Raw genomic sequence first — 16164 nt, 5'->3', positions numbered from 1 at the left:
AGCTCAGATGGTAGAGCAATGGACTGAAAATCCATGTGTCCCTGGTTCGATCCCTGGAGGTACCACATAATGCTCGGATGGTGAAATTGGTAGACACGCTGGACTTAAAATCCAGTGAACAGCAATGTTCGTGCGGGTTCAAGTCCCGCTCTGAGTACAAAAATCCCCCTTATTATTTTATAAGGGGGATTTTGTTTTTAAAAAAGGCTTTAGCTATTTTAGCTAAGGTCTTTTTTCGTTTAATACTCTGCTATATTAATTTTGTAATAATCATTTAAAAGTTACAGAATAGGTAGAGTTGAATTGCCACCAAATTTCTATTTATCAAACAAAAAATAAATCTTCTATCTTTGAAAAGGTAAACTATGGAAAAACTTAGAAAACATATTGAAGAAATTATACCTATCACTGATGAGGAGTTTGAATCTATCAAGCCATTTTTTACGATACGAAAAGTTTTAAAGAATCAATATCTTATTCAACAAGGTGATGAAGCAAAATATGAATACATCATTATGAGTGGAATTTTCAGAGTTTTTTATCTTGATGAAGACGGTAAGGAACATATTGTACAATTCGCCACAGAAAATTGGTGGATGTCTGATTACATTGCTTATTTCAATCAAAAGCAAGCTAATATGTATGTAGTATGCATGCAGCCGGGAGAAGTTTTATGTCTGACACTCAATGGCAGAGAAAAACTTTCTGATACGCTTCATAAAATGGAACATTTTTTTAGAATTAAACTCACAAAAGGCTTTATTGCAATTCAGCAAAGAGTTATTTCACTTCTCTCAAATAATCCGCAGCAGAGATATGAGGAATTTGCAGATCTTTATCCAAATCTAATGCAAAAAATTCCAAAAAAATATATAGCTGAATATCTCGGAATTAGCCGCGAAACCCTTAGCAGGCTTTACTCCAACAACAAATAACATAACCTTGATTCTGAAAGTGTGATTCCGGTCACACTTTTTTTGTGATTTTACTCCTCGTATTGAGGAGTAGAGCTGGCATAAATTTGTCCTATAATAATTCATTAACCAATAAAATTTATAGACATGAAAAAACTTATGCTTTTAACCCTTGCAATTGCCTTTTTTTCTTCGAATGCACAAAGTAAAAAGGAAAACACATCAGTAAAACAAACAGTAACACCTAAAAAAGAATCTACAATGAAAAAGAGAATTTTAATTATTGTGTCTAATGCCAATGCAATTGGACCAAATAACAGAAGAACCGGAACATTTCTTCCCGAAGTAGCACATCCTTATGCAGAATTCGACAAGGCAAACTATCAGATAGATTTTGCCAGCCTAACGGGAGATACTCCATATTTAGATGCACTTAATTTGGCAAATGATCCTGATAATCTTATTTTTCTAACAGGAAAAGGATGGGAAAAAATGCAGAAAGCTGTTAAACTATCCAATATTGATGTTAGTAAATACGATGCTGTTTTTATACCAGGCGGATTAGCACCAATGGTTGATATGCCGGAAAATGAACTTCTTAAAAAAGTAATTAAAGAAACCTACGAACGAAATGCAGTTGTTGGAGCTGTTTGTCACGGTCCGGTATCCTTATTAAATGTAAAATTAAGCAACGGATCTTATCTTGTAAATGGTAAAAACATCACATCTTTTACAGATGAAGAAGAGCGAGGTTATGCTATCGCAGATGTACCTTTTTTGTTAGAAACAGCATTAACCAAACAAGGAGCAAAATTTCACGCAGCTGCAGTTTGGTCAGCTCACAGCATTGCTGATGGTAATCTCATTACGGGACAAAATCCTGCTTCGGCAAAAGGAGTAGCTGAAAAAATGATTGTCATTTTAGAATCGCCTAAAAAATAATGAAACTAATTGTATGGATCTTCTTCAGAAAAAAAAGGAGGTTCATGCAATTTTAAAATAAATATAATAATATTAAAAAAAATCAAAATGGAAAATCAAAATCCAGTTCATGTTTTTGCTACATGGAAAGTGAAAGAAGGTCAGATTGAAAACGTTTTGCATTTGCTAAAAGCAGTACATAACGAAAGCATCAAAGAAGAAGGTAATTTGTTTTATAAAGTTCATCAAAGCAATTCGGATGTAAATACAATTGTTTTATTTGAGGGATATAGTAATGAAGCTGCTGTTGCAGAACACAGAAATTCAGTACATTTTAAAGATTTGGTTTTAGGTAAAATTGTGCCTTTGTTAGAGAATAGGGAGATTGTTTTAGCGACGGTTTTAGATTTTTAATTTTCAATATTGGGAATTAATACATTGTAGGCATTGATAATTTGACTAAATTTAAAGAACAGATTATGAAGAAAAGAGTTTAAATAGTTGATAACATCTTTTCTAAGATTAAGTATTAAAAAAAACATTTATGGAAAAGACCACAAAAATATTATTCCCTTACGATCAGACTCTGGTAAAAGAATTACCGCTGTTAAATAGTAACGATGTTGAGAAGATATTAAATACTGCCCAAAAATTATTCAATGATCAATCTAATTGGATTCCGGCTTTTGAAAGAATTGAAATTTTAGAAAAAGCAGCTACGATAATGAATGAAAGAAGTGAGGAATTGATTCATTTGGCAATAAGCGAAGGGGGAAAACCTTATAAGGATTCAAAAGCAGAAATACTCAGAGCCATCAAAGGTGTAAAATTAGCAGCAGAACATATATCACAGATAAAAGGAGAACAAATCCCGATGGGACTTACTGAAGCTTCTTTAAACAGAATTGCTTTTACGTCAAAAGAACCAATTGGTGTTGTTGTTGCAGTTAGTGCATTCAATCACCCATTAAATTTAGCGGTACATCAAATTGCTACTGCCGTTGCCGCCGGTTGTCCTGTTATATTTAAACCATCAAGTAATACACCCTTATCTGGTCTTGCGTTGGCAGATATTTTAAAGGAAGCAGGTTTGCCCGAAGGATGGCTGCAAGTGGTGTTATGTGATAATAAAACCGCAGAATTATTGGTTACAGATCCAAGAGTTATTTTTTTCTCGTTTATTGGTTCAGCAAAAGTAGGCTGGTCTCTAAAAAGCAAATTGCCGCCGGGAACAAGATGTGCCTTAGAGCATGGCGGTGCTGCTCCTGTTATTGTGGAGAGCGATGCCGATTTTAACGAAATGATTCCTGATTTGGTAAAAGGAGCATTTTATCATGCGGGTCAGGTTTGTGTTTCAGTTCAGAAAATTTATGTAAATGAGGAAATTTGTGATCGTTTTATTGAACAGTTTTCGCAAGCAACCAATAAATTAATTGTTGGAAATCCGTTTGAAGAAACTACAGATGTAGGATCGCTTATAACTCCAAAAGAAGTTAACCGCATTGAGGAATGGGTTAATGAAGCTATTGAAAATGGCGCTAAATTAATTACAGGAGGAAAAAGAATTTCAGAGACTTGTTTTGAACCTACAATTCTGCTTAATCCTTCAGAAGATTCTAAAGTATCGACTAATGAGATTTTCGGCCCCGTTGTTTGTATTTATCCTTTTACAAATAGGGAAGAAGCAATAAATAAAGCTAACGCTTTGGATGTTCATTTTCAGGCAGCGGTTTTTACAAAGAATATTGATATTGCTTTGAGTACGGCCAAAAAACTAAACGCTACTGCAGTTATGATTAACGATAATACTGCCTTTAGAGTAGATTGGATGCCGTTTGGAGGCAGAGATGCATCAGGTCTTGGAATGGGCGGGATTTCATATACTATAAATGATATGATTAGAGAAAAATTAACTGTCTTTAAAAGTAAATCTATATAAAGTTTTTAGAAAAATAGCTTTTAAATTTACCCATAAAAAAGTCCTAATTTTAATTAGGACTTTTTAGATTATTCTTTTTTATTTTCAAGCTGTACTTCGAATTTACCCCAAAAAGGACTGTCAGCCATTAGCGAATGTCCAATTACAAGGACATGATTTCCTTTTTGCTTAAGTTGAATTTTTAAATCCATTCCAAATGGGCCATCTGAGGATTTATCGGGAAAAATAATTTGGTTGAAACGGATATTTCCTTTGCCGGTAGACGGAATGATCTTTGCATTCAATTCGCCTAAATCCTCATTTTTAAATTTGACATATATTTTAGAATGAATTGAATCTAAAGAGCCTTCAGCTGTGTATAAACCTTTATTATCCGCAAAATTCATAAAAATAGTATCGTCTATTTGTTTGTTCTCTTCTTTTTTCTCCTCTTTATTTTTCTTCGTGAAAATAGTGTCTGAGGTTTCAACAGTAGTTTCCTTGGTTCCTTTTTGTTGACATGAAAAAACGAGAATTGATAGTAAAAGAATTAAATAATTTTTCATAATCGTATTTTTAAGTAAGTGTCTCAAATTTAATTCCTTTTTAAAAATGTATTGTTATATAATAGCATTTGGATATTGCAGGATTTAGATAATCATAACAATTTACTTAAAGTTGTTTTTTGCTCCAAACTATAAATAAGGCGGCAATAATAATGAAGATATTAAACCCAACATCTTTAGCTTCTCCTCGACAAATATGAAAGGTGATAGCGCTAAACATTAATGCTATAATTCCGTAAGCTGAATAAACTGTCAGTCTGGATTTACTATTGAATAGAGAAGGAAATAGAATTCCTGTCGCTGCCAAAAGATCAATTATACCAGTAATCAGTACTAAAATTACATTATCTTTTATCCAGGGAAATGTCAGATCGTTTGGTTTAAAAATTTTCATAAATCCTGCCCATGCAAAAATTGCAAATAGCAGCATCTGAACTATCCATACAACGATTTTTTTCAATTTTTTAATTTTGTTTTCTTCCATTTTTTATAAGTTTTTATCAAAATTAGATACTTTTACTATCCAAACGATATTGCTTTACCTTTGGATAGTACTATCCAGAGGTAAAGTAATTAGATAATCAATACGTTATGATTTCAAAAGGTGGATGCCCTAAAACAATGCTTTCTATAAAAGATGCTCTTGAAGCGGTAGAGGGAAGATGGAAATTACTTATTCTTTTTTCTCTTGCGGAACATCCAAAAAGATTTGGAGAATTATCAAAAAGTGTAATTGGTATTACAGATAAAACGCTGTCAAGAGAATTAAAATTATTAGAAGCAAATAAACTTATTACACGTCAGGTTTATGATTCATTTCCTCCAAAAGTCGAATATTCAATCACAGAGCATGGAATTTCGTTAGAAAAAGTATTAGATGAATTGCATTTTTGGGGACTTCTTCATAGATCAAAAATATTAAAAGATTCCTGATGATATTGTTATTTTTAATATTAAAACAGGACTTTTTTATGGCGAGTCCAATATTTTCCAGATTTCAACTTCTTTAATTTTTCCAATACGAAAAAACGACATTAACTAAAAGTCAATGTCGTTTTATTAATTATTTTGGTTTTAATTTATTTGTAAAAAATAGTTTAGTTACCAAATATGTATCTAAGTGTAAATTGTGCTTGCCAAACATCTGATGTTGAAGAGTTCTTTTGGAAAGTATCTTTAATTAAATACCTGTTTCCATTAGGATCTGTTTGTGTAGCAAGGGTATAAACAGGGACATTTGCACCTGTTGTACTAGAATAAGCCAGAACATTTGGATTTGTTGCTCTTTGTGATAATCCCCAGTCTTTATTTACCATGTTTGTAAAGTTCAGGATATCAGCTCTAAATTGAAAAGTATTCTTTTTACCAGCTATTTTGATGTATATATCTTGAGAGATAGATAAATCTAATCTGTGTAACATTGGTAAAGTAGATTCATTTCTTTGAGCATATTGACCTCTTCTTGAACGTAAATATTTATCCTGATTGATATAAGCATCAAACGCAGCTCTTTGCTCATCTTGTGAGTAAGTTCTTGAAGTTGTAACATTATTTACTGTACTAGATACTACAAGAGGAGCAAACGTAAGTTCACTTGCGCTGTTTGGTACATAAAGTAAATCATTACCACTAATTCTGTCTCCATTCATATCTCCACTGTAAGTGTAAGTAAATGGACTTGCTTGTTCTCCAATATAACCTAAGTTGATAGAAGTTGCACCTCCAAGACCTTTACCATATTCAATTCTGTAACCAATAACTCCAACCAAACGATTTGGTGTATTGTTGTTTGAATTAGAAACATCCAAATCATTATTTCCATTTACAGATCTAGCACTTGTCCATGAACCTGAAGCTACTGAACCTGGTGACATTAAATCTGTCGCGTTAGAGTGCGTGTAGGCGAATGATCCCCAAAGTCCTCTTTGGTATGGGTATTCTAATTTAAATGTTGTAGAATAAAAATATCCTTCATCAGAGTTTGCTAAAACAATACCGTTTGAAACATTATCATTTACACGTGTTCCGGCATCATTACGAGAATATCTTGGTCTGTTGTCATTACCGCTAAATGTTCCAACCGGAGCATCAAAGTTAGCATTGTAATAAGTGATCGCATTAATATTTTTTTGAAGTATTCCTTCAACTGTACCTGTGAATCCAAAAGGAAGTTTTTGATCAACTGCCATTGTAGTTTTCCAAACCTGAGGAGATTTGAAGTTTTTCTTATTAAATGACAAGTCATAAGTTGATGGAGCTGTAGGTGTAGTTGGAGTAAAATATTGTGCTGGATTTGCTGTAAAACCATATCCTTTTGTATATACATCAGCACCACTAACATCTACAACACCAGTAAGAACTCCGTTGTTTCCAATTTGGTTTGATAAATATACACCAGGAGATCTACCAGTAAATACTCCTGAACCTCCTCGAACAATTGTTGAAGCATCACCATTTAAGTCAAGGTTGAAACCAACTCTAGGCTCGAATAATATTGCTGCATCCGGCATTGAACTAGTATTGAATTTTTCGCCATCAGCGAAAGTCATAGCAGTAACTGTTGGGTTTTCTAATGCTGTATCAGCATACCATATTCTTGAAGCTCTTAAACCAACAGTTAATTTAAATTTATCACTCAATTTCATTTCATCCTGAGCATATAAATCTAATTTGTTAGATTTTAGTATTTGCATTGGTTCAGCACCTCCAGGCAAAGCAGAATATTTAAATTGAACTTTATTAGGCATAGTACTAATTGTAGTTGATGTCGCGCCACCATTTGCAAGAGATTCATTTGCAGAAGCATAAAAATCTGCTAAAGAGTTAAAAACGTAAACTCCGTTTGATCCTGAGAAAAACAAGTTACTAGATTTGAAATATTCAAAGTTTGCACCAAATACTAAAGAGTGTTTTCCAATAGTTTTAGTCAAATTATCTGTAAAGTGTAATGTTGAGTAAGAAAGTTTGTTACCTTGAGTAAAAGGGTCTAAACCAACTGAAATATAAGTAGCAGTTCCTTGTTTAATATCAATTGTTGGGAATAAACCACCTCCAATTAAACCTCGGTCTTCAATTTGTTTGTCATAACCTCCAATGAAGTTATTATACCATGAATTGCTTAATTTACTATTCAATTCTAATACAATAGATCTTGTGTTGTCTAAAATTGTATATCCACTATTTTTGAATGACATTGCTAATGCACTATTAGTTCTGTTACCAAAACCTAATGAATTTGAGTTAGAAGTTAACTGATCCGAAGATGAATTATGAAATACATAACGAGCAGTAAGTTTATGATTGTCATTGATATTCCAGTCAATTCTTGTTAAGAATTTCTTTGATTCTTTTGAAGAATCATAGTTTTCCCATGCACCTGTATCATAACCAAACTTATCTTTCATAAAGTTAGAAAGAGTCTGCATTTCAGTATATGTAGGAAGAGAAACCTGACCACTTGGTTGCGGAGAACCTGTAGATGTCCAGTTTGTAGCCGGGCTTACATTGTCAATAGTTTCAAAATTTCCAAAAAAGAATAATTTATCTTTGATAATTGGCGCTCCAATACGAGCTCCCCAGATTGTTTCTTCAAATTTACCTGGTTTAATTGTTACATCCCCAGCGTGAGTACCGATAAAATCTTTTTTATTATTTCTTGTAGAAGTATAAACAGATCCTTCGATTTCGTTTGTTCCACTTCTTGTTACGGCATTAATACCTGAACCTAAAAAACCAGATTGACGAATGTCATATGGAGCAATGTTTACTTGTAACTGCTCAATTGCATCTAATGAAATTGCAGTCGAACCAGTTCTACCTCCGGCTTGTGAATCTGATCCAAGACCAAATCCGTTGTTAAATACAGAACCATCAATAGTAAAATTATTTAATCTTGAATCCTGTCCGCCAAATGTTCCGTTAGCTCCGGCATTTGCATTGTATTTTGTAACAGAGTTTATCGAACGGGCTCCTAATACCGGAACTGCAGCGATTTCTCTATTTGAAAACTGTTGTGAAGCACCAGTTCTTCCTTTATTAAAATTTCCTTTTGATTTTGTAGAAACTACAACTTCCTGAAGCGCATTTGGTTCTTCTTCAATAGCAATGTTTACAGTTAAGTTATTACCTAAACCGACATTAATGTCTGTGATTTCTGTTGTTTTGTAACCAATATAAGTTACTTTAACCGTGTAAGGACCTCCTGGTCTCAAACCTTGTGCAGCGTATCCACCGTCAAAATCAGAAGTTGAGAAGTACTTTGTTCCCGTTGGTTTATGAACAATTTCTACTGTTGCCCCAGGCAGAGCCTCCCCCTTATTTGATCTAACAATCCCAGACATGGCAGAACTCGTAACTTGAGCATGACCTAAAGTCGAGAGTAAAATAATCAAAATAAAAATAATTTTTTTCATCTAATGTTTTATATTGGTTTAATTTTTTGGCAAAATTATGAGATTGAAGAAGCCCGGTGTTAACTCAATATTAACAAAATGTAGTGGTTTGGCTACTGAGTGGTTTTTGTAAGAATAAAAGGATTTTAAGACATATTTATTGGTTTTTAATAAAAAAATAAGATGTTTTAGTTTTATATAATCTTAAGAATTTTACGTCAATTTTATGAGTTCTTATTTATACCAATTTGCTTTTTTGACTAACTTTATTATATGACGAAAGATTATTAATCGATTAATTTTTATTTAAAGTAAGTTATACTGCAAAAGCTGTAGTAACTGTAATTAAAAAACATTTGATATGAACAAAGTAATTGGACTTTTCGCAGGAAGTTTGCGTAAGGAATCATTTTCAAGAAAAATAGCTAAAGCTGTTGCAGCAATGGCACCTGCAGAATTTGAATTTAAAATAATTTCTTTGGATGATTTACCGCTCTATAATCAGGATTTTGATGATGAAAATCAAGTGCCGGAATCTTACACTGTTTTCAGAAATGAAGTAAAAGCAATTGATGGTGCAATTTTTATAACACCGGAATACAACAGATCAGTGCCCGCAGTTTTAAAAAACGCATTGGATGTAGGTTCGCGTCCTTACGGAAAAAGTGTGTGGGACGGTAAACCCGGAGCCGTATTTAGTAATTCGCCAGGCAGTATTTCTGGCTTTGGTGCTAATCACCATTTAAGACAAAGTTTGGTTTTTCTAAATGTTCCTGTTATGCAGCAGCCTGAAGTTTATCTTACCAAAGTAAATGAACTTTTTGATGATCAAGGGAATATTCAGAAAGAAGAAATTAAGGAGTTTCTTCAAAAAGCGGTTGATGCATATATTGTCTGGTTTAACAAAAATTCCAGTCAATAATGATGAAATATCAGTTAAAATTAAAAAGCCCTTCTTATAATTAAGAGGGGCTTTTTGTATCAAAAATAATGATCTGTTGTTATTTTTTTGCTGCGTTCACATCAATACCAATCTCAATATCTTTACTGATCATCCATTCAGCAGGATCAGCCTCAGAAGCTCCAAATTTGATATCCCAATCTGTACGGTTAACCGTAAATTTAGCCTGAATTGATGCAGTTCCTTCAGCAACAGTAACTTTTGCCGGGAAAGTAACATTTACTGCTTTTCCTTTTAAGGTAAGGTTACCGCTTACTGTTTTATTAGCACCTTCAATTACATCTTTAGCAGCAGGATCTAATGCCGCAACTTTTGTAATTTTAAAAGTTGCCGTTGGATTTTTCTCTACATCAAAAAAATCAGCACCTTTTAAGTGAGCCTCCAATTCAGAATATTTTTTATCTTTTTCTGTTACAGATGCCGGATCAACTTTAATAGATTTCATATCTATTACAAAGTCACCTGCTGTAAGTTCTCCGCCTTCAACAGAAACTTCTCCTGATGTAAGGCTAAGAGTTCCCCAACGAGGAGCAAAACCTCCTTTATGAAATGCTTTCCAGTTTACCTTCGAAGTTTCTAAATTTACCGGTAAAACTTCGCCTTTTTTTTCTGCAACCTCTTGTTCTGCAGCTGTCGTTGTCTCGTTAGATGATTTTTTTCCGCATGACGTTAAAAATAAAGTAACCGCTGCTAATGTAAATACGCTTAATTTTTTCATTTCTTATCTGTTTAATTATTTATTGATTTTAAATATTGAGAGAGTTAAATTATGGAAATTTTCTCATTATTTCTATTGAGTCAGTTTATTTTTTTTGAATTAAACTGTTATTCTTGTCCTATACTACTATAAGAAACAATAAAAATACATAATGTTAATACATTCTTTTGCTTTGAAACTCGACGTATTTACGCTTAATAATAATTCTGCGTTTTCTTTTTTCATCAAACTTACGTCCATGTTAAGTATAAAATGAAGTGTTGTAACTAATGATTCTTAAACTTTGCATTCATAAAAGAATATGATGAAATTCTTCGGTTTTTAAAATTTGGGCTAAATACTAAATTTAAATAGTAGATTTTAAATTATCACCATCTTTTAAATGCAGTCTTCTAAAAACTAAGCCCGATAAAATAGTTAAAGAACCAACCACCAGAAAGGTGTAGCGAAAGGCGTTATGAATCTCGTTATGAATGAGTTTTACATCACCCTGAAAAATTTTGAGTACCAATAATCCGAAAGCAATACCAAAACCTATTGCTAATTGCTGATTTACAGAGACTAATGAATTACCGCTGCTTGTGTGATAAACCCTTAAATCAGCAATAGAAATAGAATTCATCGAGGTAAATTGTATGGAGTTGAAGAAACCCAAAACAGAAATAATCGGAATATACCAATAAATAGATGTATGAATTGACGGAATGGCCAAAGCACAAATTAATATACCAATAATAAAAGTGTTGACCATTAAAGTTTTGCGATATCCAAAAGTATTTAAAATTTTAATTACCGCCGATTTTCCAAACATTGCGGTAAGTGCCATAGGTGCAACAATCCATCCTGAGGTCACTGCAGACTGACCATAAGCAATCTGGATCATCATAGGTAATAGCAAAGGAATAGAACTAAAACCCAGCCGCGTTGCCAAATTACCAACAATACCCACACGAAAGGTTCTTACCTGAAATAAATTTAAGGGAAAAATAGGATTATTATCTTTCGTGGCATGACGATAATACCAATACAGCATTAAAAATCCTGACATTAAAACAACTAAAACCGGCGATAAACGAACGGTATTGCCAAACAATTCTAAAGAAATTGATAATAGGAGTGAAGCGGCTGCAAAAATCAGGAAGCCTTTTAAATCAAAATCAATTATTGGAGATTTGTAATCAGGCATGTATTTTAAACTTAAAATAATACCAATAATACCAAAAGGAATATTGATTAAGAAAATCCAGTGCCAGGATAAATAATCGACCATATATCCTCCAATCAACGGACCTAAAACAGGTCCAATTAAAGCTGGAATGATAGCAAAATTCATTGCCTGTAATAATTCATTTTTTGGAAATGTTCTAATAAGTGCCAGTTTCCCTACAGGTGTCATTAAACTTCCTCCAATACCCTGAATAACACGGGCAATAACCAAGTGCATTAAGTTTTGAGAAAGGGCACAAAACAAAGAGCCAAGGCTAAAAAGTAATAAAGCAAAAATAAATATTTTTCTGGTTCCAAATTTGTCCGACAAAAAACCGCTTACAGGCATAAAAAGCGCCAACGTTAATACATAACTTATAATAGCATTTTGCATTTCCAGCGGCGATTCATGCAAATCTTTGGCAATAGCAGTTATAGAAGTATTAAGAATTGTAGAATCAAGCATTTGCATAAAAATGGAAGTTGCCAAAATAATAGGCAATATTTTTTTCGTCGCTTCTTTATCAATAATAACGTTCATAGATTTCTATTTTTTGCCTGAAACAATTTAAGCTAGAGTTCTTAAAGCCCAATTTAACTCATGTGTTCTATAAAATTACGAAAGATATCCTAATAATTTGTTTTAGAATTTAATTGATTTAATCTTTAACTAAATAACAAAAGATACCATATTTGATATCTTTTGTTTAAAATTTAAATTAATTTTTAGAAGAACTGTCATGTTGTATTGCGCTGTTTTAGAAGAATCATTCTGAATGTTAATTTTGCTATTTTAGAACAAAGCCATTTGTTTTTAATACTTCGGCAACTTTAATTACAATTTCAGAGCGATGTTTACCATCCGTAACCTTTAAGTCGGTTTTTACCCAATATCTTACATTGACTTGTACAACGGCACCTGTAATGCCAGATACTACAGCCGAATTTGAATATCCTTTATCTACAATTTCGTCATCCGCTTTCATAACCTCGGTGATCAAATCAATTGCCTTTTTATAATCAGATCCATATTCAAGCCCGATAGTAAAATCCTGAAGAAGAAATCCTTCACTATTAAAATTGATAAGCGTATTTTTTATTAATAATGCATTTGGAATATAAATGTTTTTACTGTCACTTTTTATCTGTGTATCACGAAGATTTAATGCCACGACTTTTCCTTTTACGCCATTACTTTCGATAATATCACCAACAGAAAAAGGTCTTTTGAAAGCGAGTAAAATTCCCGCTAAAAAGTTTTCGCCAATATCTTTTAAGGCAAAACCAATAATAAACGCCGAAATTCCAGCACCGGCCAAAACACTTTGTGCGACGCCTGTAAGCCCAATAACGCGGAACATAAATAAAAACCCAATAACAATAAGGACCGCTTTGATAAGATTGGCAATAAAAGTCGCTAATAATGGATCATGCATTCGTTGTTTTAATCTTCGATCTGCAAATACCCGAACACGCGATGCTATAAACCAGGAGATTAAAACAACCAGAATGGCGAGTAATAATTTTGGTGTGATATCAACAATGTTTTGATAATATCCTTCTATATGTTGGGCAATGTCATGCAGAAATTCTTTCATAATAGGTTATATTTAAAAAAATTTGATGTTAAAATTGAATGCAAAAACATCTGCACGAAGTACAGATGTTTTCAGGTAAATGAAAAAAAGTAGTGTCTTTTATTACAAGGTAATATTTAGTTTCGTTATTCTGCCGCTACAATATTTACGGTATTTAAAGCAACATCATTTAGTAAACAATCTGCCTCTTTTTCTTCGGCCAGAGTTTGTGCTAATAATTTTGCAGCGTCATTTTCTCCCAATGCTTTTGCAAAAGCGACTAAAGTACCATAAGTTGCAATTTCATAATGTTCGATTTTTTGTGATGCCGAAATAATCCCTGCATCTCTAACCGAGCCTGGAATTGTTTCAAGCAAAATACTGTCGCCTTCTTTCAATAATCCGGCCATAGCTTCGCATTTTTTTCCTTCGGCTTTTTCTCCCAGTAAGTCAAAAACTTTATCAAGTCTTGCAACATGATTTTCGGTAACGAGAACATGCTCTGAAATAACTCCCGAAAGGCTTGGAGCTGTAGCATTGGCAGACATTTTTGGTAAGGCACCCACAAGTGCATTTTCTGCCCAGTAAATATCTTTAAGACTGTCAATAAATAATTCTCTTAAATCTGCCGCAGCGTCTGATGCGGGTTCGACAAGATTATTTTTCTTGGTGCTTTTTGTGGCAGCAATTTTAGTTTCAGTTGGTTTTTCTGAATTTTTCATATCTTTTTATTTTGAATGTTAATTGTATAAGTTGGTTTCGCGTTCCCAAAAACGATGTTGTGCCATAGCAGCAATAAAATCTAATGCAAATGATTGTGTGCCAGGTTCGCTGGATAAAATAAGTCCGTCATCATTGTTTGTTATTTTGGCAACAAAAGGTGCTGCGCTTAATATTTTTGTTGCTTCGCCATCGGCACCAATTACTTTGCAGTGTTTGTAGGCATCGTTTATAAATTCGTTCACATCATCATTTTCAGCTAAAACGTCAAGGCCTAATCCATGCGGAATGTAAACGGCATCAAATAAAACAGAAGATGCGGTTAGCAAACTATAATCTGCTGCAACTGCTCCGTCAGCATCTGTAACAACAGATCCTAAATGCGGCGCAACTATAAAACCTTTTGCATCTTCTTTAAGAAGCGCACTTTTCATGTTTAGGACTGCTGCTTCAGAAACTCCGTCAGAACAAATAATAGCCACTTTTCTGGAAGCAATTGTAGGCGAATTGGTAGGGTTTTTAAGCATAGAAAGAGCATCAGAACTGTCAACGGATGAATCTACTGTTTGTGGTTCCTGATTTCCATTTTCATTTTCCGGAGATACGCCCTGATTAATTGGAGTTTCCAATACAGGCGGAACCGTAGCACCAAGACCCAAGGCAACTTTTTCTGCTAATTGCGTATCAACCTGAGATAAAAGCCCCAGCATTCTAACTCTGACAGCAGTAGTTTCAACTTTTCCAAGTTCAAAACGCAGTGCTTTTACGATGTGGCTTTTTTCTACATCTGTCTGGCTGTTAAAGAATAATCTTGCCTGACCAAAATGATCTGCAAAACTTTCACTTCTTTCTCTTACTTTATGTGCATCGATGCGCTCGTTGAAACTTGCAAAACCACCTTCGGCAATTTTAGCCTGATACGGACATCCTCCGCCAAGTGAATTTGGATGATAACTTACACGACCTTTATTAATTTCCTGACGCATATGTCCGTCACGTTGGTTATTATGTACGGGCGCAACGCTTCTGTTAATCGGAATTTCATGAAAATTAGGACTTCCTAATCTTGAAAGTTGTGTATCGGTATAAGAAAATAATCTTCCCTGAAGCAACGGATCGTTTGTAAAATCAATTCCCGGTACAACATGCCCTGGGTGAAAGGCAATTTGTTCTGTTTCTGCAAAGAAATTATCGGGATTTCTATCTAAAACCATTCTTCCCACAATCTTTACCGGAACAAGTTCTTCGGGAACAATTTTGGTCGGGTCAAGTAAGTCAAATTCATATTTGTGTTCGTCTTCTGCAGGAATGATCTGAACGCCTAATTCCCATTCAGGAAAATTTCCCATTTCGATCGCTTCCCATAAATCTTCTCTGTGAAAATCTGGATTTTTACCCGAAATTTTTTGGGCTTCATCCCACACAACAGCATGTGTTCCTAATTTAGGTTTCCAGTGAAATTTCACAAAAGTCGATTCTCCAGCTTCATTAATCAATCTAAAAGTATGAACTCCAAAACCTTCCATCATTCTATAGCTTCTTGGAATCGCACGATCAGACATTACCCACATAATCATGTGCATCGACTCGGGCATTAAGGAAATAAAATCCCAAAAAGTATCGTGAGCAGATGCTGCCTGAGGCATTTCGTTATGAGGTTCTGGTTTTACAGCGTGAACTAAATCGGGAAACTTTGAGGCGTCCTGAATAAAAAATATAGGTATATTATTGCCAACAAGGTCATAAATACCTTCCTGCGTGTAAAATTTTACAGCAAATCCTCGTACATCCCGCGCAAGATCTGTAGAACCTCTTGAACCTGCAACGGTAGAAAATCTGGCAAAAACGGGTGTTTTTAATCCGGCTTCTTTTAAAAATCCCGCTTTTGTTAATTCAGGAATTGGGTTTGTTACTTCAAAAAAACCGTGCGCCCCTGAACCACGTGCGTGTACGATTCTTTCCGGAATACGTTCATGGTCAAAATGCGTAATTTTTTCTCTTAGAATAAAATCTTCGAGTAAGGAAGGTCCTCTTTCGCCGGCTTTTAACGAATTGTTATCATCGTTAATACGAACACCCTGATCAGTAGTCAGAAACTTATTAGTTCCGTCGGATTTGTTTATCGACAAATCACGCTGTTTTTCGTCTTGAAAATTTTTCATTAGTTTTTGCTTTGTTTAGATTTAATTTTTTTTATGTTATCGTCACATTATGAGGTTTTTGTGATCTTTAATTAACTTATAAATCAAATTTAAGCTATACGAATAACTTG

General features: G+C 33.9%; 14 protein-coding genes and 2 tRNA genes. 8 read left to right on the top strand and 8 right to left on the bottom strand.

The genetic code is table 11. From position 1 onward, the window contains the following. The 6 genes from RT99_RS01200 to RT99_RS01175 all read left to right on the top strand — a co-directional run bounded on the left by RT99_RS01200 (position 1) and on the right by RT99_RS01175 (position 3774). Positions 1-65: transfer RNA gene (locus tag RT99_RS01200), tRNA-Phe, on the top strand. A gap of 6 nt (positions 66-71) precedes the next feature. Beyond that, positions 72-157: transfer RNA gene (locus RT99_RS01195), tRNA-Leu, on the top strand. 208 nt (positions 158-365) lie between these two features. After that, positions 366-935: a Crp/Fnr family transcriptional regulator gene (locus tag RT99_RS01190; RefSeq protein WP_042562908.1), complete on the top strand. Its 570-nt coding sequence runs from the start codon at positions 366-368 to the stop codon at positions 933-935. A 126-nt stretch (positions 936-1061) separates the two neighbouring features. Then, a complete protein-coding gene (locus RT99_RS01185; protein WP_207384874.1) occupies positions 1062-1856 on the top strand; it encodes a type 1 glutamine amidotransferase domain-containing protein in 795 nt (264 codons plus the stop codon). Positions 1857-1943: 87 nt separating this feature from the next. Then, entirely contained in the window at positions 1944-2249 is a 306-nt protein-coding gene (locus tag RT99_RS01180; RefSeq protein WP_052483493.1) for a putative quinol monooxygenase, read from the top strand. 130 nt (positions 2250-2379) lie between these two features. Further along, entirely contained in the window at positions 2380-3774 is a 1395-nt protein-coding gene (locus tag RT99_RS01175) for an aldehyde dehydrogenase family protein (RefSeq protein WP_042562907.1), read from the top strand. A gap of 68 nt (positions 3775-3842) precedes the next feature. Here RT99_RS01175 and RT99_RS24555 read toward each other — a convergent pair whose 3' ends face one another. Both RT99_RS24555 and RT99_RS01165 read right to left on the bottom strand, forming a co-directional pair. Beyond that, entirely contained in the window at positions 3843-4319 is a 477-nt protein-coding gene (locus RT99_RS24555) for a hypothetical protein (protein WP_052483491.1), read from the bottom strand. A 106-nt stretch (positions 4320-4425) separates the two neighbouring features. Beyond that, complete coding sequence (locus RT99_RS01165; protein ID WP_042562906.1) at positions 4426-4803, bottom strand: DoxX family protein; 378 nt, start codon at positions 4801-4803, stop codon at positions 4426-4428. A gap of 107 nt (positions 4804-4910) precedes the next feature. On the opposite strand from RT99_RS01165, the gene RT99_RS01160 reads away from it, so the two are divergent. Next, positions 4911-5252 (top strand): helix-turn-helix domain-containing protein, encoded by a 342-nt coding sequence (locus RT99_RS01160; protein ID WP_042562905.1) that lies wholly within the window; start codon positions 4911-4913, stop codon positions 5250-5252. A 164-nt stretch (positions 5253-5416) separates the two neighbouring features. Here RT99_RS01160 and RT99_RS01155 read toward each other — a convergent pair whose 3' ends face one another. Further along, complete coding sequence (locus RT99_RS01155; protein WP_042562904.1) at positions 5417-8731, bottom strand: TonB-dependent receptor; 3315 nt, start codon at positions 8729-8731, stop codon at positions 5417-5419. A 340-nt stretch (positions 8732-9071) separates the two neighbouring features. Here RT99_RS01155 and RT99_RS01150 point away from each other — a divergent pair, with 340 nt between their 5' ends. Continuing rightward, entirely contained in the window at positions 9072-9632 is a 561-nt protein-coding gene (locus RT99_RS01150; protein ID WP_042562903.1) for an NADPH-dependent FMN reductase, read from the top strand. A gap of 79 nt (positions 9633-9711) precedes the next feature. Here RT99_RS01150 and RT99_RS01145 read toward each other — a convergent pair whose 3' ends face one another. The 5 genes from RT99_RS01145 to RT99_RS01125 all read right to left on the bottom strand — a co-directional run bounded on the left by RT99_RS01145 (position 9712) and on the right by RT99_RS01125 (position 16054). Continuing rightward, positions 9712-10389 carry a YceI family protein gene (locus RT99_RS01145; RefSeq protein WP_042562902.1) on the bottom strand — a complete coding sequence of 226 codons (678 nt, stop codon included), beginning with the start codon at positions 10387-10389 and terminating at the stop codon, positions 9712-9714. Between the two features lie 346 nt (positions 10390-10735). Then, positions 10736-12136, bottom strand: coding sequence for an MFS transporter (locus RT99_RS01140; protein ID WP_042562901.1), 1401 nt, complete (start codon positions 12134-12136; stop codon positions 10736-10738). A gap of 247 nt (positions 12137-12383) precedes the next feature. Continuing rightward, on the bottom strand, positions 12384-13193 hold the full coding sequence (locus RT99_RS01135; protein WP_042562900.1) for a mechanosensitive ion channel family protein: 810 nt from the start codon (positions 13191-13193) through the stop codon (positions 12384-12386). 125 nt (positions 13194-13318) lie between these two features. Further along, positions 13319-13894, bottom strand: a complete 576-nt coding sequence (locus RT99_RS01130; RefSeq protein ID WP_042562899.1) for a ferritin-like domain-containing protein — start codon at positions 13892-13894, stop codon at positions 13319-13321. A gap of 18 nt (positions 13895-13912) precedes the next feature. Beyond that, a complete protein-coding gene (locus RT99_RS01125) occupies positions 13913-16054 on the bottom strand; it encodes a catalase (protein WP_042562898.1) in 2142 nt (713 codons plus the stop codon). Positions 16055-16164 lie beyond the last annotated feature (110 nt).

Origin of the sequence: Flavobacterium sp. MEB061 (assembly GCF_000834715.1) — a bacterium.
Taxonomy (GTDB): Bacteria; Bacteroidota; Bacteroidia; order Flavobacteriales; family Flavobacteriaceae; genus Flavobacterium; species Flavobacterium pectinovorum.
Note: the sequence above shows the minus strand (reverse complement) of the source record. Positions and strands in the feature narration are given on the sequence as shown.